Raw genomic sequence first — 21580 nt, 5'->3', positions numbered from 1 at the left:
TGGGACGTGTAGTCTCGCGCGGTGGATTCTCTGCACCAGGATCTGTTCGGCCGGTTGGAGCGCTTCTACGACGCGGTGCCCCGGGACGGAGCCCGCGCGGAGGAGCACGGCGGCCTCGTGCTGTTCGTCCGGGAGGGCCCCGGCTGGCCGTTCTACGCCCGGCCCCGGCTCGACGCGACCGAGGCGCCCTCGCTGGCCGACGTCGCCGCGGTCCGCGAGCGGCAGCGCGCACTCGGCCTGCCCGAGGCTCTCGAGTGGGTGCACGAGACCACCCCCGACCTGCTGGCCGTGGCCCGCTCGGCGGGGCTGTCGGTGCTTCAGGCGCCGCTGATGGTGCTCGACCCGGCCGCCCTGCCCGACCCGGGCACCCTCACGGACGTACCGCTGCGGGTGCTCGACGCGGCGGCACCCGGCTTCGCGGCGGACGTGGCGGCGCGGGGGGCGGTCGCCGACGTCGGGTTCTCCGCGCCCGGCACCGAACCCGGCGAGGCCGGCACCGCACAGCGCGACGCCGCGGTGGCCGAACCGGACGGGGCGGCGCTGGACGAGGAGCGCACCTGCGCCGCCGACGGCCGGCGGCTGTCCGTGCTGGCGGAGACGCCCAGCGAGGGCGCGCTGGCCAGCGGGATAGCGATGCGGGTCGGCGACGTGGCCGAGATCGCCGGGGTGGCGACCCTGCCCGCGGCCCGCCGCCGCGGCCTGGGCGCGGCGGTCACCGCCACGCTGGCCCGCGAGCTGCTGGCCGCCGGCACCGGCCTGGTCTTCCTCTCTGCGGGCAGCGACGACATCGCCCGGGTCTACCTTCGGGTCGGCTTCCGCCGCGTCGGCACCGCCTGCATAGCCGAACCCGCCCCGGTAACCCCCTGACCCACCCACCTCCTGCAAGATCCGCGAGGACTGCGGTGTTCCACGAACCGTGACCGGCCGCGCCGGACCTCGACGACGGCGGTGTGGTCCGCGCACCGATACCCCACAGGCATCTTCATGCCCTGGAGGTATCAGCGTTCCGGCAGGCAGTGGTGCATAGGCTCCACGGGCCGCCGTCCGTCAGACCCACCATTGTTGGGACACGCCGTAGGGGCGGGTCAGGTTGGGGGGCGCCATTGGGCGGCCGTGGCGGCCGCCGTGGAGAGCAGGCGGGGGCTCAGGGTGCCCAGCGCCGCGTCGCGGGCGCGCAGCGCCAGTGGGCCCCGGGCCTTGAGCACCGCTGACATCCGGCGGGTCTGCCGGACCACCGTCGCCGCCCGGGGCCGGCGCACCCGGTCGTACGCCACCACCGCGTCGGGCAGCCGGGACTCGCGCAGCAGCGAGGCGAGGGTGGCGGCGTCCTCGAAGGCGAGGCAGGCGCCCTGCCCCAGGTGTGGCGGCATGGCGTGCGCGGCGTCGCCGAGCAGCACCACCCCGCCCGGGCCGGCCGGGAAGCCGTACGACCTCGGCAGCGGGCGCAGCTCACGGATCTCCTGCTGCACCAGGTCCGTCGGGTCCGTGGCGTCGAGCAGTTCGGCGATCGGGGCGGGCCAGCCCGCGTACCAGCGGCGGAGCAGGGCGAGCTGGGTCTCCGGCGGTTCCGGGCGGGGCGCGCCCACGGCGGTGGCCACCCAGTAGATGCCGCCCCGGCTGGACGCGCCGGAGGAGCCGCGCTCGCCCAGCGAGGCGGACACGAAGCGGTAGCCGGCACCGAGCACCTCGCCGCCGACGGGGCGGTCGGCGGGCAGCTTCGGGGCCCGGTACCAGGGGATCACCGCCCGCCAGGCGGCGCAGCCCGAGCTGACCACCCCGGACTCCGGGGCGAGCTGCCGGCGGATCTCGCTGTCGGTGCCGTCGGCGGCGACGATCAGGTCCGCCTCGATGGTGTGCCGGCCGTCGCCGACGCAGGGGCGCTCCCCGGAGGCGGCGCGCACCGTGCGCACCCGCACCCCGGTACGCAGCTCGACCTCGTCGCCCAGGCCGGCGATGAGCGCGTCGTGCAGGTCCTCCCGGTGCACCACCACCGGCATCCGGTCGGCCGGGGTGGGGCGGGGCTGCACCAGCCAGTGCCCGTCCGGGCGGCGCACCCCGCCGTCGGCCAGCGGCGTGGCGATCGCCTCCAGGCCGGCGCCGAGGCCCAGGGCGCGCAGCGCGCGTACGCCGTTGGGCCAGAGCGCCACGGCGGTCGGCTCGGGGCGGACCCGGTCGGCCCGCTCCAGCAGGGTCACCCGCCAGCCGGAGCGGGCCAGCGCGCCGGCGACCGCGAGGCCGCCGACCCCGGCGCCGACCACGACCGCGCTACGCATGGGGTGCTCCTTCTCAGCTGTCGCGGTCGGCGGGCCGGGTGCCCGTGGCGCCGGCCCGGTCCTGCGGGGTCTCCCCGGCGGCCTCCGGCCCGGCGGAGCGGGGGGCGGCGTCCGCGCCGGCCGTCGGGTCCGACGGCGCGTCGAGCGGCCCGGAGGACGCCTCCCCGTCCGGCCCGGCCGGCGTCTCGCCGGTCTCCCGCCAGCGCCGGTACTGCTCCTCGCTGACCACCCGGTAGCCCTCCGGGGCCGCCGACGCGGAGCCGGCCTCCCGCGCGGACAGGTCGACCTGGGAGACGTCGGAGTCGACCGGCGGCTCCGGCGTCGCGGCGGCGCCGACCGGGACGAGGTACTCCCGGGGGCCACGCACCCGCACGAAGTAGGCCAGGGCGCCGAGGAAGACCAGGCCGGCGGTCCAGACGTTCAGGCGTACGCCGAGGATGGTGTTCGCCTCGTCGGTGCGCATCAGCTCGATCCAGAACCGTCCGGCCGTGTAGCCCATCACGTAGAGCGCGAAGGCCCGCCCACGGCCGAGGCGGAGCTTGCGGTCGAGGACGAGGACCAGCGCGGCCACGCCGAGGTTCCACAGCAGCTCGTAGGCGAACGTCGGGTGGTAGAGGCCCGGTTCGAGGATGGGCTGGCCGGCGTCGTCGCGCAGCGCGTGGCCCGGGTTGTCCGGGTCCATCCGGTGGATCTCCAGCCCCCAGGGCAGGCTGGTCCGGCCGCCGTAGAGCTCGTTGTTGAACCAGTTGCCGAGCCGGCCGACCGCCTGCGCCAGTGGCAGGCCGGGGGCCAGCGCGTCGGCGACCACCGCGAACGGGATGCCGAGCTGCCGGGCCGCGAGCCAGGCGCCGACGGCGCCGCCGGCCACCGCGCCCCAGATGCCGAGACCGCCCTCCCAGATGGCGAACGCCTTCATCGGGTCGCCGCCGGTGCCGAAGTACTTCTCCGGAGAGGTGATCACGTGGTAGATGCGGGCCCCGACGATGCCCGCCGGCACCGCCCAGACCGCGATGTCGAGGACCGCGCCGGGGGCGACGCCGCGCTGGCGCAGCCGCCGCTCGGTGACCCAGCAGGCCACCACGATGCCGAGGATGATGCACAGCGCGTACGCCCGGATCGGCACCGGTCCGAGCTGCCAGACCGCGGTGCTGGGGCTGGGCAGGGCCGCCTGGGGGGTCAGCGAGACGAGAGTCACGGATGCACACGCTACCGCCGCGGACCCCCGCGGTGGCACCCCGGTCCACCGTCCGCCGCTTCGCGGCGACCCGCGGTCAGCGCGTCGGGGTGCGTACGCCCTCGGCGAGTTCCGCGCTCAGGGTGCGCAGTGCGGCCAGTCCGGAGGCCTCGTCCGGCGCGTCGAGCAGGCAACGGATCAGGGCACTGCCGACGATGACGCCGTCCGCGTACCCGGCGACGGTGCCGGCCTGCGCGCCCGTGCCGACGCCCAGCCCGACGCCGACCGGCAGGTCGGTCACCTCCCGCACCCGCGACACCAGGACCGGCGCCGCGTCGGAGGTCTGCGCCCGGGCGCCCGTGACACCCATGATCGCGGTGGCGTAGACGAAGCCCCGGCAGTGCGCGGCGGTCATCGCCAGCCGCGCGTCGGTCGAGGACGGCGACACGAGGAAGGTGCGGTCCAGCCCGTACGCGTCGGAGGCGGCGAGCCACTCGCCGGCCTCCTCCGGGATCAGGTCGGGGGTGACCAGCCCGGTGCCGCCGGCCGCGGCGAGGTCCCGGGCGAAGGCGTCGACGCCGTAGCGCTCCACCGGATTCCAGTAGGTCATCGTGACCACGCACGCCCCGGTGGCCGCGACCGCCTCGATGACGCGCAGCGTGTCGCGGGTGCGTACGCCGCCGGCGAGGGCGATGTCGCTGGCCTTCTGGATCACCGGGCCGTCCATCACCGGATCGGAGTACGGGATCTCCACCTCGATGACGTCGACGCCGGCGTCGACCATCGCGGTCATCGCGGCGATGCTGCCCTCGACGGTCGGGAAGCCCGCCGGCATGCAGCCGACCAGCACGGCCCGCCCGTCGGCGCGGGCCTTGTCGAAGGCCACCCCGATCCGGCTCACGTTCTCACTGCTCCTTGTCGAGGATGCCGAAGTAGTCGCCGGCGGTGTGCACGTCCTTGTCGCCCCGGCCGGAGAGGTTGACCACGATCGTCGGCTCCCGGCCCAGTTCCGCGGCGAGCCGCGGGGCGAGCTTGAGGGTGCCGGCGAGCGCGTGCGCGCTCTCGATGGCCGGGATGATGCCCTCGGTGCGGCAGAGCAGTTCGAAGGCGGCCATCGCCTCGTCGTCGGTGACCGGCAGGTACGTCGCGCGGCCGCTGTCGTGCAGCCAGGCGTGCTCCGGCCCGACGCCCGGATAGTCCAGGCCGGCGGAGATCGAGTGCGACTCGCACGTCTGACCGTCCTCGTCCTGGAGCACGTACGTCCGGGTGCCGTGCAGGACCCCGGCGGAGCCGCCGGTGATGCTGGCCGCGTGCCGGCCGGTGTCCACGCCCTCGCCGCCGGCCTCGAAGCCGTAGAGCCGCACGTCGGGATCGCCGACGAACGCGTGGAAGATGCCCAGCGCGTTGGAGCCGCCGCCGACGCAGGCGGTGACGGCGTCCGGCAGCGCGCCGGTCAGGTCGAGGCACTGCTGGCGCGCCTCGTCGCCGATGCCCCGGACGAAGTCGCGCACCAGCGCCGGGAAGGGGTGCGGTCCCGCGGCGGTGCCGATCAGGTAGTGGGTGTCGTCGACGTTGGCCACCCAGTCGCGCATCGCCTCGTTCATCGCGTCCTTGAGGGTGCGCGAGCCGTTGGTGACGGGGACGACGGTGGCGCCGAGCATCCGCATCCGGGCGACGTTGAGCGCCTGCCGCTCGGTGTCGACCTGGCCCATGTAGACCACGCAGTCGAGGTCGAACAGGGCGGCGGCGGTGGCGGTGGCGACGCCGTGCTGGCCGGCGCCGGTCTCCGCGATGACCCGGCGCTTGCCCATCCGCCGGGTCAGCAGGGCCTGGCCGAGCACGTTGCGCACCTTGTGCGCCCCGGTGTGGTTGAGGTCCTCCCGCTTGAGCAGCACCCGCGCGCCCACCTTGGCGGAGAACCGCTCGGCCGTGTAGAGCAGCGAGGGGGTGCCGGCGTAGTCACGCAGCAGGGCGGCGAACTCGGCCCGGAACGACTCGTCGGCCATGGCGGCGCGGTGCGCGGCCTCCAGCTCGTCCAGCGCCGCGACCAGCGCCTCCGGCACGAACCGGCCGCCGAACCGGCCGAAGTGACCGGCGGGGTCGGGCAGCGCACCGGCGGGGGCGGCCAACGCGTCGGCGCTCATGCCGGCACTCCGCTTCGCTGCGTTCCGCCATGAGGCACCACGGCGCTGGACACGATGATTCCCTCGCTACGCTCGCTCATGCCGGCACTCCGCTTCGCGTCATGGGGATCGTCCTCTCGGTGCTGAGGAACCGGCGCGGGGTCAGCGCGCCGGGCGGGGCGTGGCCGGGTGGTTGCCGGCGTTGACCAGCTCGGCCACCGCCTCGCGGGGGCTCTTCTGGGTGACCAGGCCCTCGCCCACCAGGACCGCGTCGGCGCCCGCCGAGGCGTACCGGATGAGGTCGTGCGGGCCGCGCACCCCCGACTCAGCGATCTTGACGACGCTGCTGGGCAGGCCGGGCGCGATCCGCTCGAACACCGAGCGGTCGACCTCCAGCGTACGCAGGTTGCGGGCGTTGACCCCGATCACCTGGGCACCGGCCTCGAGCGCGCGGTCGGCCTCCTCCTCGTCGTGGACCTCGACCAGCGCGGTCATGCCCAGCGACTCGATGCGCTCCAGCAGGCCGACGAGGGCGTTCTGCTCCAGGGCGGCGACGATCAGCAGCACCAGGTCGGCGCCGTGCGCGCGCGCCTCGTGCACCTGGTAGCTGGAGACGACGAAGTCCTTGCGCAGCACCGGGATGCCGACGGCGGCACGCACCGCGGCCAGGTCGTCGAGCGAGCCCCCGAACCAGCGCCCCTCGGTGAGCACGCTGATCGCCCGCGCGCCGCCGGCGGCGTAGTCACCGGCCAGGTCGGCGGGGTCGGCGATGTCGGCCAGCCGCCCCTTGGACGGCGAGGACCGCTTCACCTCGGCGATCACCGCGACGCCCGGCTTGCGTAGGGCCGCGTACGCGTCCAACGGCGGCGGCGCGGCGGCGGCCAGTTCGCGGATCCGCTCCAGCGGAACCTGCTCCTGCCGCCGGGCGACGTCCTCACGCACGCCGGCCAGGATCTCGTCGAGCACGCCTACGGACGCCGCCGGACCGGCCTCGTCCCCCTCCGCGTGCGCATGCTCAGCAGTCACCAACGGACTCCCCTCTCCGGGTGTCATGGGCCGATGCTAGGGGGCGCCACCTGGCGACAAGCGCCGGGGGTATGGCGTGCCTCACGAGATGGGCTCGGGCATAATGGCCGACCTCCGGTGAACGGGATGTCACGCTGAGCGACCACACCCCTCGACGTGCGCCACCCGACCAACCCGCCTCCGCCCCCCACAGGTCATCGACGTGATCCTATCCGCTGGCGCGTCGGGCCGCCGGACACGCCGCCCGCGCCGACGCGGGACGCGCGTGTGACCTACCTCAAGGCCGAACGGCCCTTTGCCTGGTCACGGCCCCGGACGCAAAGTTGACGTGTCGGTCACCACGGCGAAACGTGAACCAGCCAGCATCGTCCTCGGGCAGACTCGATGAGGCGCCTGCCCACCCGTCACCAACGATCCTCAGCGGGGTGATCATGAGCACTGTCGAGCCGCACCAGAGCATCGGACTGACGACCGTCTCGCGTACCGTCGCGTCGCTCGCCGTCGGCGTCGTCCACACGCTGGAGCGCGCCGTGGTGGGCGAGTCCCGGATGCGCACCGCGCGGGGCAACGCCTGGGAGGCGGTCTGCGCCGACCGGGCCCGGGCGGAGCAGCGCGCCGAACTGGACCGCCTGGTGGCGGAACTGGCGGCGGCCCGCGCCGCCGCCCGCGAGCGCCAGCCGGTCAGCTGACCGTCGGGTCCTCGCCCCGGTCCAGTGCGTCCCACGCCTCGGTGGTCTGCCGGCCGGTGACCCGCCCGTCCCCGCTCCGGGCGACCGGGGCGACACCGCCCGCCGGGCGCCGCTCGTAGCGGGCGCCCATCGCCGGCCACCGTGCCGACCGCAGCGCCGTCAGCAGCCCACCCGCCGTGGCGAGCACCCCGCCGAGCAGGCAGAGCGCCGGCCACTGCCGGGCGACCTCGCCGTCGAACGCCGCGAGAAGGCCGTAGCCGCCGCCGGCCGCCACGGCCGCGCCGAGGCCGCACAGCAGCCCGCCCAGCAGCCGCCGCACCCGGCCCCGGGTGGCGAGCACGGCACCGCCGCCGGCCAGCCCGACCAGCGCCAGCGCCGGCAACCAGGGCAGCAGGCCGGCGCCGGTGCGGGCGTCGCGTACCGGCGGCAGCGGGGTGGGCCGGGCGGTCAACTCGACCGCCCAGACGCGGGTCGACGCCCACAGCGCCAGGCCCGCGCCGGCCACGCAGAGCAGCACGGCGTACGTCAGCTCACGCCGGCCCACGCCGGGCCGCGCGCCCCGGCCCGCCTCGGCCTGCGCAGTCGTCCCCGGTTGCCGGCCGTGCGACTCGGCGGCCGTCACCGGGCGGGCCGCAGGGTCTCGGCGGCGGCGATCGCGGCGAGCACGGCGGCGGCCTTGTTCCGGGTCTCCTGGTCCTCGGCGGCCGGATCGGAGTCGGCCACCACCCCTGCCCCGGCCTGCACGTACGCCCTGCCGTCGCGCATCAGCGCGGTGCGGATGGCGATCGCCATGTCCAGGTCGCCGCCGAAGCCGAAGTAACCCACGGTGCCGCCGTAGAGGCCCCGCCGCACCGGTTCCAGCTCCTCGATGATCTCCATGGCCCGCACCTTCGGCGCGCCGGAGAGGGTGCCGGCCGGGAAGGTGGCCGCCAGCGCGTCGAAGGCCGTACGGTCCTCGCGCAGCGTGCCGACGACGGTCGAGACGATGTGCATGACGTGGCTGTAGCGCTCGATGGTGGCGAACTCCGGCACCTCCACCGAGCCCGGGCGGCAGACCCGGCCCAGGTCGTTGCGGCCCAGGTCGACCAGCATCACGTGCTCGGCGCGCTCCTTGGGGTCGGCGAGCAGCTCCGCGGCGAGGCTCGCGTCGGCCTCGGGCGTGCCGCCGCGCGGCCGGGTGCCGGCGATCGGGTGCAGCAGCGCCCGCCGCCGCCCCTCGGCGTCGCTGGTCACCTTCAGGTGCGCCTCCGGGGAGGACCCGACGATGTCGAAGCCGTCGAAGCGCAGCAGGTACATGTACGGGCTGGGGTTCGTCGTGCGCAGCACGCGGTAGACGTCGAGCGGGTCGGCGTGGGTGTCCCGCTCGAACCGCTGGGCCAGCACGATCTGGAAGCACTCGCCGGCCCGGATCGCCTCCTTGGCCGCCTCGACGGCCTTCGGGTAGCCACCCTCGGGCGTGCGGCTGCGCACCTCGCCCGCCGGGGGCCGCCCGACGGTCGACACCATCGGCGGGATCGGCCGCGACAGCGCGGTGGTCATCGCGTCGAGCCGCCCGACCGCGTGGTGGTAGGCCGCCGCGACCTCGGCGTCGCGGTCCGGCTCGTCCAGCGGCGGCAGGATCGCGTTGGCCACGAGGATCGCCGAACCGTCGTAGTGGTCCAGCACCACCAGGTCGGTGGCGAGCATCATGCCCAGCTCGGGCACGCCCAGGTCGTCCTCGGTCAGCTCGGGCAGCCGCTCGAAGCGCCGGACCAGGTCGTAGCCCAGGTAGCCGACCATGCCCCCGGTCAGCGGCGGCATCCCGCCGGTGGCGTCGAACGCCGGGCCGGCGAGCGCCTCGACGGTCTCGCGCAGCACCCGGACCGGGTCGCCGGAGGCGGGCAGGCCCGCCGGGGGCCGCCCCGTCCACTCCGCGACGCCGTCGCGCTCGGTGAGCGTGGCGCTGCTGCGTACGCCGATGAACGAGTAGCGCGACCAGGCCAGGCCGGCCGAACCGACCCCCTGCTCGGCGGACTCCAGCAGGAACGTCCCCGGGCCGCCGGCGAGCTTGCGGTAGACGCCGACCGGGGTCTCCGCGTCGGCGAGCAGCCGGCGGGTGACCGGGACGACCCGCCAGCCGGCGGCCAGCCCCGTGAAGGTGGCCAGGTCCGGGCTGACCGCGCCGTCGGTGCGGGCGCCGCCGGGCGTCGCGCCCCGCGCGCTCACCGGGCCCCCGCCCCGTCCCCGCCGACCGGCAGCGGGGTGAAGAAGCAGGTGCGGTGTCCCGTGTGGCAGGCCGCGCCGACCTGGTCGACGTCGACCAGCAGCGCGTCGCCGTCGCAGTCCAGCGCCACCGCGCGGACGTACTGGTGGTGCCCGGAGGTGGCGCCCTTGACCCAGTACTCGCGGCGGCTGCGCGACCAGTAGGTGGCCCGGCCGGTGGTGAGGGTGCGGTGCAACGCCTCGTCGTCCATCCAGGCGACCATCAGCACCTCGCCGGAGTCGTGCTGGCGGACCACGGCGGCCACCAGACCGTCGGGGGTGCGGCGCAGCCGGGCGGCGATGGCCGGGTCGAGCCGGGACGCACGGACCGCGCCGTCGGCCGCGGGCTCCTGCGGACTGTGGTGGGCGCCGGTCAGGGGCGCGTCAGGTACGGGCACAGTGACCCATTGTCCCGCACGCGGGGCGGGCACGGGTGACGGCTCCCGCCGGGGCCTCGGCGGCCGGTGGGCGGGCCGGGCCAACTGGTCGACGTAGCGGTCCAGCCGGCCGTCGGTCAGGGCGTCGGCGAGGTCTGCGCCGGCCACCCCCGCGACCTCGGCGGCGTACGGGCGCACCAACGGCAGGACGCCGGCGACCAGGCGGAGCGCGGCGGCGCAGAGCTGGCCCACGGAGCCGGGCCGCAGCCCGAGGCAGAGCAGCAGGTCCGCCCGGTAGTTCGGGGGCGCCACCGGCAGGTCGAGGGCGGCGGCGAAGGCCGCCCGGCGCGACGCCACCCGCACCGTGGGGTTGGCCAGCCGCAGCACGGACGGGCAGAGCCGGGCCAGGTCGGCGGCGGCCAGCCGGACGCCGAGGTGGTCGTCGGCGTCCCGCGCGCCGGCCACCTTACCGAGCGTCGCGATCAGCTCCTCCAGTCGCGGCTCGCCGGCGGGCTGGCAGAGCACCGGCAGGTCGATCCGGGGCCGCCAGTGCGGATCGGCCCACAGCAGCCGGACCGGTGCCGCCACCGGCAGGCCGAACGCCCAGTCGGGGGGCTCGCCGAGGCGGGTCAGCCAGGACCGTACGTCGCGGGCGGCCACCGAGACGTGGGTCAGCCGCCCCCCGTGCTCGGTGAGGAAGGCCCGGCGGGCGGCGTACGGCGCCCCGGCCACCAGCACGTCGACGTCGACGTCGCTGTGCGCGGTGGCGGCCCGTCGGGCCTGGCTGCCGCGCAGCATGATGCCGACGACGGGCTGGTCGGCACCGGCCCGCAACCGGGCCGTCCATTCGCCGAGGAACCTCTCGTCCGGTGACGCAGCGTGACCCACCGCGTCATCGTGCCGTACGTCCGATCAGGGCGCAATGCCCGCTGCCGCGCCTGATGCCCGTTGGCGGACCCGCTGTCCGGTCCGAAGGCTAATGCCCGACCGGTCTCCCCGTCGCCCCGGGGTGCCGCGCGCGGCGATCGGCTCCACCGCGCAGCGCCACCCCGGCGGGCGATCTCGCGGAGGTGTCCACCGCCGGAGCGGGCGGCCGGGGCGGGACCGGCCGGTCACGCGTGGTCGGCGTGCCGGGGCGTGGCGTGGCGGCAGACCAGCGGGTGCAGGAGCCGGGTCAGCTCCGCCTGGCAGTCCAGGGGACGCGGGAACGCCAGCCGGACACGCCGGCGGGCGCCGGGCCGACCGTGGCTGACCAGCAGGCCGTACCGGTCGATCCGGACCACCCGGGGCGCCGTGTCGGCAGCGCCGTCGGCGAGGCCGAGCTGGCGGCGCAGGTAGCTGACGACCTCGGGGCCGTGGTGGTCGGCGAGGTCGGCCAACAGCTCGGCCTCGACCGCGTGCAGCGGGTCGGGCTCCGCCTCGGCGTACGCCTCCGGGTCGATGCGGCGGACGGTGTCGCCGCGCTCCCAGCGGGCCTCGACCACCTCGAAGCGGTGCAGCCGGAACCGGGTGCCGACGTCGAGCAGGTCGCCGGCCGGCTCGACAGCCGCGAAGTCCAGCGCGGCGCGGCGCTCCTCGTCGCCGTCGAGCCGGGCCGCCCAGCCGGAGACCCAGGCCCGGCCGAGGCTCGGCGCGCCGGCGGCGGGCGGCAGGTCCAGCACGTCCAGCACCAGCGCCACCTCGGAATCGCCGTCGACGGGGCGCAGCGCGGCGGCGAGATCGCTGACCACCGGCACCAGCAGCAGCACCCGACCGTCGGGGTCGGTGACGTGCCGGACCTGGTGCGGGCCGGGCCGGTGCGCGACGTGGGCGATGCCGGGCAGCCGGCCGGCGACGAGGGTGCGGACGATCTCCGCCGGGCTGGGCCGCATGGACGACTCCTTCGTAGGTTAGCCTTACCTAACTCGGAGACTAGAGCACCGGATCGGAGACGTCCAGCGTGAACCAACCCAGGCCCAAGGCCCGCCTCTCCCGCGCCCTCGGCATCCCGCTGACCCGCAAGTGCGTGCGGTACTTCGAGCGGCGCCCCTTCCCGCCGGGAGTGCACGGCCGGCAACGCCGCAAGACCTCGGACTACCAGGTGCGGCTGCTGGAGAAACAGCGCCTGCGCCACCAGTACAACGTCAGCGAGACCCAGCTCCGGCGCGCCTTCGACGAGGCCGTGCGGGGCGGGGGCAAGACCGGCGAGAGCCTGGTCGCGCTCCTGGAGCGTCGACTCGACGCGGTGGTGCACCGGGCCGGCCTGGCCCGCAGCATCTACCAGGCCCGTCAGCTGGTCGCACACGGCCACTTCACCGTCGACGGGCGCAAGGTCGACCGGCCGTCGTACCGGCTGCGGCCGGGGCAGGTGGTGACCGTCCGCGAACGCAGCCGTACGTCGGTGCCGTTCCAGCTCGCCGCCGCGGGCGCCAACGCCGCCGAGGGGCCCGCCCGGCCGTACCTCTCGGTGGAGCTGGCCGAGCTGCGCACCACGTTGCTGCGCGAGCCCGCCCGGCACGAGGTGCCGGTCATCTGCGACGAGCAGCTGGTGGTGGAGTTCTACTCCCGCTGACGACCACGCGCGGCCCGGCACGACGCCGGGCCGCGCGCCGCCGCGTCAGGGTCAGCGGGTCAGCTCAGCGGGTCTGCTCCAGCCAGGAGGCGTAGAGCAGGCCGTAGACCGACTCCGGGTCGCGGACCAGCTCGTCGTGCGGACCACGCTGCACGATCCGGCCCCGGTCCACCACGATCACCTCGTCGGCGGCCTGCGCCGTGGAGAGCCGGTGCGCGATCGCCAGGGTCGTGCGCCCCCGGGTCACCGCGTCCAGGGTGCGCTGCAGCCGCACCTCCGTGGCCGGGTCGACGGCGCTGGTGGCCTCGTCCAGCACCAGCAGGTCCGGGTCGGCCACGTACGCGCGGGCCAGCGCGACGAGCTGGCGCTCCCCCACGCTCAGCGCCTCGCCGCGCTCCCCCACCGGGGTGTGCAGGCCCGACGGCAACCCGTCCAGCCAGTCCGCCAGCCCCAGCTCGGTGAAGGCGGCGCCGAGCTGCTCGTCGGTCAGCTCGGGGCGGGCGAAGCGGACGTTCTCCGCCACCGTGGCGTCGAAGAGGAAACCGTCCTGCGGCACCATCACCACCCGCGAGCGCAGCGAGGCGAACCGGACCTGCTCCAGCGGCACGCCGGAGAGCAGCACCTGGCCGGCGGTCGGATCCATCAGGCGGGTGAGCAGCTTGGCGAAGGTGGTCTTGCCGCTGCCGGTCTCCCCCACCACCGCCACCCGGCTCTTCGCCGGGATCTCCAGGCTGACGTCGTGCAGCACGGGCGGGCCCCCCGGATACGCGAAGCGCACCCCCGCGAAGCGGATGTCCAACGGGCCGGGCGGCAGGTCGCGCCCCTGCTCGCCCGGGTCGGCGACGTCGGGCTCGACGTCCAGCACGTCCAGCACCCGGCGCCAGCCCGCGATGGCGTTCTGCGCCTCGTTGAGCACCTCGGTGGCGATCTGCACCGGCTGGATGAAGAGCGTGACCAGGAAGAGGAAGGCGGTCACCTCGCCGACGCTCAGCGTGCCGTCGGCGCCGAGGGTCACCCCGAGCACCACCACGCCGGCCAGCGCCAGGCCGGCCGCCAGCTCCCCGACGGAGCTGCCCATGACGCTGATCCGGATCGCCCGCTGCTGGGCCCGGCGCTGACCGTCGATCGCCTCGTCGAGCCGGCCGGCCGTCCGACCGGCGATCCCGTAGGCCCGGATCACCGGCGCGCCGACGACGCTCTCCCCGATCGCGCCGAGCAGCGTGCCGGTGCGCTGCCGGACCACCCCGTACGCCCCCGCGAGGCGGCGCTGGAGCAGCCGGATCACGAACACGGCGGGCAGGAAGGCGGCGAAGACCACCAGGGTCAGCTGCCAGGAGTACGCGAACATGACCAGCGTGGTGACCGCCAACTGGCCGAGGTTGATCACCAGGATCACGCCGCCCCACTGGAGGAACTGGGTGATCTGGTCGACGTCGCTGGTGACCCGGGAGACCAGGGAACCGCGCCGCTCCGACTGCTGGTGCAGCATCGACAGGTCGTGCACGTGCCGGAACGCCCGGATCCGCACGTTGGCCAGCGCGGTCTCGCTGACCGTGAAGAGCCGGCGCATCATCAGGTAGCCGCAGAGCGTGGTCACCACCAGCACCGAGGCCGTGGCGGCGACCACCGTCCAGACCACGCCCAGGTCCAGGCCGCCGACGATGCCGTTGTCGATGCCCTGCTGCACCGCCACCGGGACGGCCGCCCGGCCGACCATGTAGACCAGGGCCAGCCCGAGCGTGCCGGCGAGGCCGACCCGCAGCTCCGGGGAGAGCGTCAGGCCTCGGCGCAGCGTCTGCCAGTTCGTCTCGGTCGGCTCAGGTACGTCGGCGGTCCCGGTCCTGCGCGCCGTGTCCGTGGTGGTGGCAGTGGTCACCGGATCCCCCTTGCGTTCGCGACCGCGGGGCTCCGCTGCGCTGCTGCACTCCTCGCGCTCACCGGGCCCGCCTTCGTCCGCGACTGCGGGGCTCCGCTGCGCTGCGCTCCTCGTGCTCACCGGTCCACCTCGATCTCCAGGCCCGACGTCAGCGGGGCCACCTCGTCGTACGTCTCGGCCTTGGCGTGGTCGACCTCGGCCTGTTCGTAGGCCGTGACCAGGTCGGCGTAGCCCGGCACCGTGGCCAGCAGCTCGGCGTGCGGGCCACGGGCGAGCACCCGGCCCTGCTCCACGTAGACCACCTCGTCGGCGAGCGCGATGGTGGCCCGCCGGTAGGCGACCACCAGGATCGACGCGGCCGGCGCCGCGGCCTGTCCCGCCGAGGAGCGCAGCCCGGCCAGGATGGCCGCCTCCACCCGGGGGTCCACGGCGCTGGTCGCGTCGTCGAGGACCAGCAGGCGCGGGCGGCCGGCGAGCGCACGCGCCAGGGTGAGCCGCTGCCGCTGGCCGCCGGAGAGCGAGGTGCCCCGCTCCCCGACCATCGTGTCGAGCCCCTCGGGCAGGGCGGCGACGAAGCCGTCCGCCTCGGCGAGCCGCAGCGCCGCCCAGACGTCGTCGTCACCGATGCCCGGCCGGTCCAGGGAGACGTTGGCCCGCACGGTGTCGTCGAACACGAACGGCACCTGGGCCACCAGCGCGGCGGTGCCCGCCAGCGAGGCGGCGGTGAGCCGGCGGACGTCCACCCCGTCCAGGCACACCGTGCCGGCCAGGGGGTCGATCAGCCGCACGGCCAGCGCGGCGATGGTCGACTTGCCGGAGCCGGTCGACCCGACCAGGGCGACGATCTTCCCGGCGGGCACGGTGAACGAGACGTCGCCGAGGACCTCCGTGCCGGGCAGGTGCGCCTCGGCCGGCTCGTAGCCGAAACGCACGCCGGCGAACGTCAGGGTGGCGGGGCGGGGCTGCGCCACGTCGAGCGTCACGTCGCCGTACGGCATCTCACCGGTGGCGTCGAGCACCCGGCGCACCCGGTCCCAGCCGGCGACGCTGCGCGGCAGCTCGGCCAGCACCCAGCCGATCGCCCGTACGGGGAACGCCAGCACCGTGAAGAGGAAGGCGACGCTGATCAGCTCGGCGACGGTGATCGCGCCCTGCTGCAGCCGGACGGCGCCGACCACCAGCACGGCGAGGGTGCCCAGGCTGGGCAGGGCCTCCAGCAACGGGTCGAAGACGCCACGCAGCCGCCCGACCGCCACCAGCGAGTCGCGCAGCTCGCCCGCGCGGACGGCGAACCGGTCGGTCTCCTGCGCCTCCCGGCCCATCGTCTTGACGACCAGGGCGCCGTCGAAGCTCTCGTGCGCGATGCCGCTGACCTCGGCACGCAGCCGCTGGGCCCGGGCCTGGCGGGGGGCCATCCGGCGGGAGTAGGCGACGTTGAGCGCGAAGAGCGCCGGGAAGACCGCGAGGCCGACCAGCGCCAGCGCCCAGTCGGTGACGAAGAGCGACGCCACCGCGCCCACCAGCATCACCAGGGTGCCGACCGCGAACGGCAGGGGGGCGATCGGGTACCAGGCGGCCTCGACGTCGGAGTTGGCGTTGGACAGCAGCGTGCCGGTGGCGTTGCGGTGGTGCCAGGACAGCGGCAGCTCCAGGTAGCGGCGGGTGACCCGGCGCCGGTAGGCGGCCTGGAGGCGGTACTGCATGTAGCCGGCGCCGAGCCGGCGACCGAAGATGCCGGCCACCCGCAACACGCTGATGCCGAACAACGCGACGGCCGCCAGGGCCAGCCCGGCCACGCCGACCGCGCCGCGCTCCATCGCGGGCACCACCACGTCGCCGACGACGGCACCCACCACGTAGGCGCTGGCCACCGTCATGGCGCCGAAGACCACGCTGCCGGTCACCGCGACCGCGAAGATGCGCGGCTGCTCCCGGATCGCCCGCCCGAGGACGACCAGCCCCCGAACCAGCACGTCCCGACTCGTCCTGCTCGCCACGCTCTCCCCCGCCGTAAGCCGCAATTATCCTCCTCATCCTTACCGGTCGGGGCCAGCTCCGCCGCCCCGGCACGCTATGTCCGCCGTCACGGCCCGCCCGGCCGACTCGCCGCGCCGAGTCGGCCGTACGCGCCTACGATCGGTGCATGCCGCGGTACGCCCGATCGGAGCGCGAGGCGCTCGTCGACCTGATGCAGACGCTCGGACCGGACGCGCCGACGGTCAACGAGGGGTGGACCACCCGCGACCTCGCCGCCCACCTGGTGCTGCGAGAACGCCGGCCCGACGCCGCCGGTGGCATCCTGCTCCCGCCGCTGCGCGGCTACGCCGAGCGGGTGCGCCTGCGCCTCGCCGCGCGCCCCTGGCCGCGCCTTCTCGACCAGGTGCGCCGGCCGCCGGTGTGGAGCCCGGTCAGCAACCCGGTCACCGACGAGCTGGCCAACACGATGGAGTTCTTCATCCACCACGAGGACGTACGCCGCGCCCGCCCCGACTGGCTCCCGCGCGACCTGGCGGCGGGGCTGAACGCGGCGCTCTGGAAGCGGTGCGCCGGGCTGGCCCGGCTGGCGCTGCGCCGGTTCCCGGCCGACGTCTTCGTCCAGGCGCCCGGCTACGGCGAGCTCTCCGCCGGCCGGGGCGGCGAACCCGTACGGGTGGTGGGGGCGCCGGGCGAGCTGGCCCTGTTCCTCAGCGGCCGGCAGCGGGTGTCCCGGGTGCAGATCGACGGGCCGGCGGCCCTGGCCGAACGGCTCCGGTCTGCCGAACTGGGCATGTGACGATCTGCACGTAATCGGTCACAGGCAGTCCGCGGCCCGGGACTAACCCAGTGATGGTCGCCGATTCCTGCTCCCGTACGCTCTTCCGCACCGTCCCGTGGGGGACGGTGCGACAGGGGGCACCATGCGGACCTTTGCGGTCTCGGCGCTACGGGAACCCCCCTTTCCCGCGCGCCAGCACGCTGCCACCGACCGGGTGACACGCGAGAGCACCGAGTGGGCACTCGATCAAGGGCTGATCGGTAACGGGCACCGGCTGCACCGGCTGCGCCGGGCCGACGCCGCCGGGCTGGCCGGGCGGGCCTGCCCGGAGGGTCCGGTCGAGGGGCTGCGGCTGCTCGCCGACCTGATCTCCTGGCTGTTCGTCATGGACGACGCCTGCGACGAGGACGGCCTCGGCGACTCCCCCACCCGCCTGGCACCGACCGTCGCCGCCCTGCTGGACGTGCTGGACGGCCAGGGGGAGCGAGCCGACGGGCCGGACGGCGCGGCCGGGCCCCTCGGCGCGGCACTGGGCGACCTGTGCCGGCGGGCCCGCGCGGCCGGCGGGCCCGCGACGCTGCTGCGCTTCGTCGGCGAGGTACGCGAGTACCTGCTGGCGCTGCTCTGGGAGGCGGCGAACCGGGAGCGCGGGCGCGTGCCGGGGCTGCCCGAGTACGCCCAGATGCGCCGGCACACCGGCGCGGTCCACCCCAGCTTCACCCTCACCGAACTGGCCGCCGGGACACCGCCGGGCGCGGCGCAGCGCACCGAACCGTCGCTGGTCGCCCTCGACCTGCTCGCCGCCGACCTGGTCTGCTGGTGCAACGACCTCTTCTCGTACGGCAAGGAGCACCTCGCCCAGCCCGACGTGCACAACCTCGTGGCGGTGATCGCCGCGCGGCGCGCCGACGGCGACGAGCCGGCGGCCCTGCGGGCGGCGGCCGACCGGTTCAACGGAACACTCGGGGCCTACCTGGGGGTGGAGGCGGCACTGCTCGCCGACGGCGACGACGGCGTGCGGTCGGCCCTCGCCGCGCGGCGCAACTGGGTCCGGGCCACCTACGACTGGTCGCTGCGGGCGGCCCGGTACGCCTGAACCGGGCGTATCATCTTCCGAGACGTGGCCCAGCCGTGATCCACAGGGCTAGCCGATGTCCGGGCGCAGGCAATACCCTTCGGTAACGAACGCCGACGTGACTGTGGTCACGTCTCCACCCCCGAAGGCGGCTACAGCGATGGCTCTCGATGTACCGTACCGTTCCATCCCCGACATGTTCCTCAAGCGCGTGGCGGCGTCCCCCGACCGCGACGCCTTCGCCCACCCGGCGCCCGACGACTCCGGGCCGGTCTGGCTGAACTGGGAGCAGATGGCCCGTCGCGCCAAGGCGGTCGCCGCCGGGCTGCACGGCCTCGGTGTCGGCCTGGAGGACCCGGTCGCGATCCTGGCGAACACCCGGCTCGAATGGGTGATCGCCGACCTCGGCATCATGTGCGCCGGCGGCGCGACCACCACCGTCTACCCGACCACGGAGCCCGACGACGCGACCTACATCGTCGCCGACTCCGGGTCCCGCGTGCTGTTCGCCGAGAACCCGGCGCAGGCCGCCAAGATCGCCGGTGCGGAGCTGCCGGCGCTGACCCACGTCGTGCTCTTCGACGGCGCCGCCGATCCGGCCGCCGCCGTCCCCCAGCTCACCCTCGCCGAGTTGGAGGAGCAGGGCGCCCGCGCGCTGGCCGCCGAACCGGACCTGATCGACAGGCTGGTCGCGGGGATCGGCCCCAACCACCTGGCCACGCTGATCTACACCTCCGGCACCACCGGGCGTCCGAAGGGCGTCGAGCTGCTGCACGGCGGCTGGTGCTGGGAGGGCGTGGCGCAGGCCGAGCTGGGGCTGCTGCGCGAGAACGACCTGCAATACCTCTGGCTGCCGCTGTCGCACTCGTTCGGCAAGACCCTGCTCTGCGGGGCGATCCACGTGGGGCTGCCGACGTACGTCGACGGTCGGGTCGACAAGCTGGTCGAGCTGCTCTCGGTGATCCGCCCGACGCTGATGTGCGGCGCGCCCCGGGTGTTCGAGAAGGTCTACAACAAGGCGGTGACCACCGCGCAGGACGCCGGGGGCGCGAAGGCGAAGATCTTCGCCTGGGGCGTGCGGGTCGGCAAGGAGAAGGTCGCCCTGGAGCAGGCCGGCAGGCCGCTCCCGACGGGGCTGAAGCTGAAGTACACGGTGGCCGAGAAGCTGGTTTTCAGCAAGCTGCAGGCCCGCCTCGGCGGCCGGATCCGGGTGCTCGTGTCCGGCGCCGCCCCGCTCAGCCCGGAGATCGCCACCTTCTTCGCCGCGGCGAACCTGCCGATCTCCGAGGGCTACGGCCTCACCGAGACCAGCGCCGGCAACTTCGTCAACCCGCCCGACGGGCTGCGCATCGGCACCGTCGGCAAGGCGATGGGCGACCTGGAGTGCCGGATCGACACCGACGGCGAGATCCTGGTGCGCGGCCGGCCGGTGATGCGCGGCTACCACAACCTGCCCGAGGAGACCGCCGCCTCGTTCACCGAGGACGGCTTCTTCCGCACCGGTGACATCGGCACCCTGGACTCCGACGGCTACCTGAAGATCACCGACCGGAAGAAGGACCTGGTCAAGACCTCGGGCGGCAAGTACATCGCACCCTCGCACATCGAGGGGATGTTCAAGGCCACCTGCCCGTACACCTCGCAGGCGGTCGTGATCGGCCAGGCCCGCAACTACTGCACGATGCTGGTGACGCTGGACCCGGACGCCATCAAGGGCTGGGCCGCCGGCACGCCGCTGGAGGGCCGCGACTACGCCGACATCGTCGCCTCGCCGGAGGCGAAGGCCATGGTCGAGGGCTACGTGGCCGAGCTCAACGCCAAGCTCAACCGCTGGGAGACGATCAAGAAGGTCGCCATCCTGCCGCGCGATCTGACCATCGAGGACGGCGAGATCACCCCGTCGCTCAAGATCAAGCGTCGCGGCGTGGAGAGCAACTTCGCCGGCGAGATCGAGAAGATGTACGCGGGCTCGCTGGCCGAGCTCTGAGCACGCGACGTCGGCGGCCCGCGCTGCGGTGCGGGACCGCCGGCGTCGGGCCGGGGCCCGTGCCCCGCCCGGGCCGACGCAGGCCGCAGGCGGGCGTGCCCGCGGCGGGGCCTGGTGTCAGAGGTGATCGCCCCGCCAGCGGGTCTGCTCGGCCTCGGAGGCGAGCTGCTCATCCAGCGCCACCTGCCGCACGCGCCGCCGCCGTGGCGCGTCGACGACCGTCTGCGCCGCGACCGTCAGCATGGCGGCCACCGCCAGCATGGCCAGGGCCACCAGTTCCGGCAGCCGCGTGGCCACCGGGGTCAGCGCGACGAGCAGCGCCACCCCGCCGATCGACGGCCAGCGCGCCGCGCCCAGCATCCGGCTGCCGAGCAGGACCAGCGTGAGCAGGTAGAGCGCGACCCCGCCGAAGAGGGCCAGCATGTCGAAGCCGGGCAGCCGCACCCCCCAGTACGGGGTCGTCGGGTCGGCACCCTCGTGGATCAGCCCCTTGAGGCCCAGGGCGAAGAGGATCACGCCCGTGATCAGCGGCAGGTGCAGATACGTGTACACGTCCCGGGCCAGCCCCGCGCGGGCACGCCGCTCCCGGGTGCGGTGCAGCACCTGCTCCATGGCCAGGGCCAGGGTGTCGAAGTACGCCCACCACAGCGCCGCGACCACCGCGATGCCGAGGAGCGCCGCGATGATCACGGGCCAGGTCAGCGGCAGGGTGTCGCCGGAGCTCGGCCCGAGCCCCAGCGCGATGATCGACTCGCCGAGCGCCACCATGATGATCAGCGCGTGCCGTTCCGCCCAGTGCCCCGCCGAGAGCACCGTCCACCCGGCGCGGTGCTGGGTCAGGCCGGCGCCGTACTCGACGGCGAGCGCACCGGCCCACAACGCCAGCCGGAGCGCGATCTCGGCTGTGCCGTCGAGGAGTCGCTGCGGCACCATCGCGGCGGTCAGGATGAGCCCCGTGGCGATCAGGAACGGCAGGACCAGCACGGGCATCCGCCGGCGCACCTCCCGGTCGGTGCGTACGGCCCAGAGGAAGACCGTCACCTGGGTCGCGCGGACCAGGAAGTAGCAGACGGCGAAGACCACCGGGCCGGGCAGTCCGCCGGGGCGGTCGACGAACGCCTTCGGCAGGCTCAGCGCGAGCACGAAGACGGCGGCGGAGACGGCGAAGCCGACCAGCGGCGCGAGCCCCTGGTCGGCGCGGACCACGTTGCCCAGCGCGGCGAAGCCGCTCCAGCACCACCAGAGCAGGGCGAGCACCACCAGGAACCGGATCAGCCCGCGCACGTCCGGGGTGCCAGCCGTCACCGTGGTGACGTTGAGGAAGGCGAAGACGAAGACGAGGTCGTAGAAGAGTTCGAGCCGGGTGGTGCGGGAGCCCGGTGCGTTCGGCAGGATCCCGCGCGGCCACCGGATCCCCCGCGCGTCCCCCACCT

The 21580-nt window shown here is 75.0% G+C and carries 18 protein-coding genes and 1 pseudogene; 6 read left to right on the top strand and 13 right to left on the bottom strand.

Annotation, left to right across the window (positions count from 1 at the left end; all coding sequences use genetic code 11):
* The first annotated feature begins 30 nt into the window (after positions 1–30).
* A complete protein-coding gene (locus V6U77_RS17705; protein ID WP_334607451.1) occupies positions 31–867 on the top strand; it encodes a GNAT family N-acetyltransferase in 837 nt (278 codons plus the stop codon).
* A gap of 218 nt (positions 868–1085) precedes the next feature.
* On the opposite strand, the gene V6U77_RS17700 is transcribed toward V6U77_RS17705, so the two are convergent.
* The 5 genes from V6U77_RS17700 to trpC form a co-directional block, all read right to left on the bottom strand.
* The gene (locus V6U77_RS17700; protein WP_334607438.1) at positions 1086–2273 is read right to left on the bottom strand and encodes an FAD-dependent oxidoreductase; all 1188 of its coding nucleotides are present in this window, start codon (positions 2271–2273) and stop codon (positions 1086–1088) included.
* Positions 2274–2286: 13 nt separating this feature from the next.
* Positions 2287–3468, bottom strand: a complete 1182-nt coding sequence (lgt, locus tag V6U77_RS17695) for a prolipoprotein diacylglyceryl transferase (RefSeq protein WP_334607437.1) — start codon at positions 3466–3468, stop codon at positions 2287–2289.
* Between the two features lie 76 nt (positions 3469–3544).
* Complete coding sequence (gene trpA / locus V6U77_RS17690) at positions 3545–4348, bottom strand: tryptophan synthase subunit alpha (RefSeq protein ID WP_334607436.1); 804 nt, start codon at positions 4346–4348, stop codon at positions 3545–3547.
* A gap of 4 nt (positions 4349–4352) precedes the next feature.
* The gene (trpB, locus tag V6U77_RS17685) at positions 4353–5591 is read right to left on the bottom strand and encodes a tryptophan synthase subunit beta (protein ID WP_334607435.1); all 1239 of its coding nucleotides are present in this window, start codon (positions 5589–5591) and stop codon (positions 4353–4355) included.
* A gap of 141 nt (positions 5592–5732) precedes the next feature.
* Complete coding sequence (gene trpC, locus V6U77_RS17680; protein WP_334607450.1) at positions 5733–6536, bottom strand: indole-3-glycerol phosphate synthase TrpC; 804 nt, start codon at positions 6534–6536, stop codon at positions 5733–5735.
* A gap of 491 nt (positions 6537–7027) precedes the next feature.
* On the opposite strand from trpC, the gene V6U77_RS17675 reads away from it, so the two are divergent.
* On the top strand, positions 7028–7285 hold the full coding sequence (locus V6U77_RS17675) for a hypothetical protein (protein WP_334607434.1): 258 nt from the start codon (positions 7028–7030) through the stop codon (positions 7283–7285).
* Here the strand turns inward: V6U77_RS17675 and V6U77_RS17670 are convergent.
* The 5 genes and pseudogenes from V6U77_RS17670 to V6U77_RS17650 all read right to left on the bottom strand — a co-directional run bounded on the left by V6U77_RS17670 (position 7278) and on the right by V6U77_RS17650 (position 11774).
* Positions 7278–7907 (bottom strand): Trp biosynthesis-associated membrane protein, encoded by a 630-nt coding sequence (locus tag V6U77_RS17670; protein WP_442934454.1) that lies wholly within the window; start codon positions 7905–7907, stop codon positions 7278–7280. The two genes, V6U77_RS17675 and V6U77_RS17670, sit on opposite strands and share 8 nt — an antisense overlap.
* Positions 7904–9490, bottom strand: coding sequence for an anthranilate synthase component I (locus V6U77_RS17665; protein ID WP_334607433.1), 1587 nt, complete (start codon positions 9488–9490; stop codon positions 7904–7906). The genes V6U77_RS17670 and V6U77_RS17665 overlap by 4 nt, the downstream gene beginning before the upstream one ends.
* Entirely contained in the window at positions 9487–9924 is a 438-nt protein-coding gene (hisI, locus tag V6U77_RS17660; protein ID WP_334607448.1) for a phosphoribosyl-AMP cyclohydrolase, read from the bottom strand. The genes V6U77_RS17665 and hisI overlap by 4 nt, the downstream gene beginning before the upstream one ends.
* Before the next feature lie 180 nt (positions 9925–10104).
* Positions 10105–10701 (bottom strand): annotated as a pseudogene (locus V6U77_RS17655) (phosphoribosyl-AMP cyclohydrolase); the annotation flags it as partial.
* A 314-nt stretch (positions 10702–11015) separates the two neighbouring features.
* Positions 11016–11774 carry a DUF2470 domain-containing protein gene (locus V6U77_RS17650; RefSeq protein WP_334607432.1) on the bottom strand — a complete coding sequence of 253 codons (759 nt, stop codon included), beginning with the start codon at positions 11772–11774 and terminating at the stop codon, positions 11016–11018.
* 68 nt (positions 11775–11842) lie between these two features.
* On the opposite strand from V6U77_RS17650, the gene rpsD reads away from it, so the two are divergent.
* Positions 11843–12454 (top strand): 30S ribosomal protein S4, encoded by a 612-nt coding sequence (gene rpsD, locus V6U77_RS17645; RefSeq protein ID WP_334607431.1) that lies wholly within the window; start codon positions 11843–11845, stop codon positions 12452–12454.
* A gap of 64 nt (positions 12455–12518) precedes the next feature.
* Here rpsD and V6U77_RS17640 read toward each other — a convergent pair whose 3' ends face one another.
* Both V6U77_RS17640 and V6U77_RS17635 read right to left on the bottom strand, forming a co-directional pair.
* Positions 12519–14330, bottom strand: coding sequence for an ABC transporter ATP-binding protein (locus tag V6U77_RS17640; protein ID WP_442934453.1), 1812 nt, complete (start codon positions 14328–14330; stop codon positions 12519–12521).
* 116 nt (positions 14331–14446) lie between these two features.
* Positions 14447–16327, bottom strand: coding sequence for an ABC transporter ATP-binding protein (locus tag V6U77_RS17635; RefSeq protein WP_334607446.1), 1881 nt, complete (start codon positions 16325–16327; stop codon positions 14447–14449).
* Positions 16328–16473: 146 nt separating this feature from the next.
* Here V6U77_RS17635 and V6U77_RS17630 point away from each other — a divergent pair, with 146 nt between their 5' ends.
* The 3 genes from V6U77_RS17630 (at position 16474) to V6U77_RS17620 (ending at position 20147) form a co-directional block, all read left to right on the top strand.
* Entirely contained in the window at positions 16474–17103 is a 630-nt protein-coding gene (locus V6U77_RS17630; protein ID WP_334607430.1) for a TIGR03085 family metal-binding protein, read from the top strand.
* Between the two features lie 196 nt (positions 17104–17299).
* A complete protein-coding gene (locus V6U77_RS17625; RefSeq protein ID WP_334607429.1) occupies positions 17300–18181 on the top strand; it encodes a terpene synthase family protein in 882 nt (293 codons plus the stop codon).
* A 139-nt stretch (positions 18182–18320) separates the two neighbouring features.
* On the top strand, positions 18321–20147 hold the full coding sequence (locus V6U77_RS17620) for an AMP-dependent synthetase/ligase (RefSeq protein ID WP_334607428.1): 1827 nt from the start codon (positions 18321–18323) through the stop codon (positions 20145–20147).
* A 117-nt stretch (positions 20148–20264) separates the two neighbouring features.
* Here the strand turns inward: V6U77_RS17620 and V6U77_RS17615 are convergent, their stop codons facing one another.
* Complete coding sequence (locus V6U77_RS17615; protein ID WP_334607427.1) at positions 20265–21578, bottom strand: low temperature requirement protein A; 1314 nt, start codon at positions 21576–21578, stop codon at positions 20265–20267.
* Between the last annotated feature and the right edge of the window lie 2 nt (positions 21579–21580).

The organism is Micromonospora sp. CPCC 205546, assembly GCF_036902715.1.
Lineage (GTDB): Bacteria > Actinomycetota > Actinomycetes > Mycobacteriales > Micromonosporaceae > Micromonospora.
The sequence above is the reverse complement of the archived record's forward strand: the minus strand, read 5'-3'. Positions and strand labels throughout refer to the sequence as shown.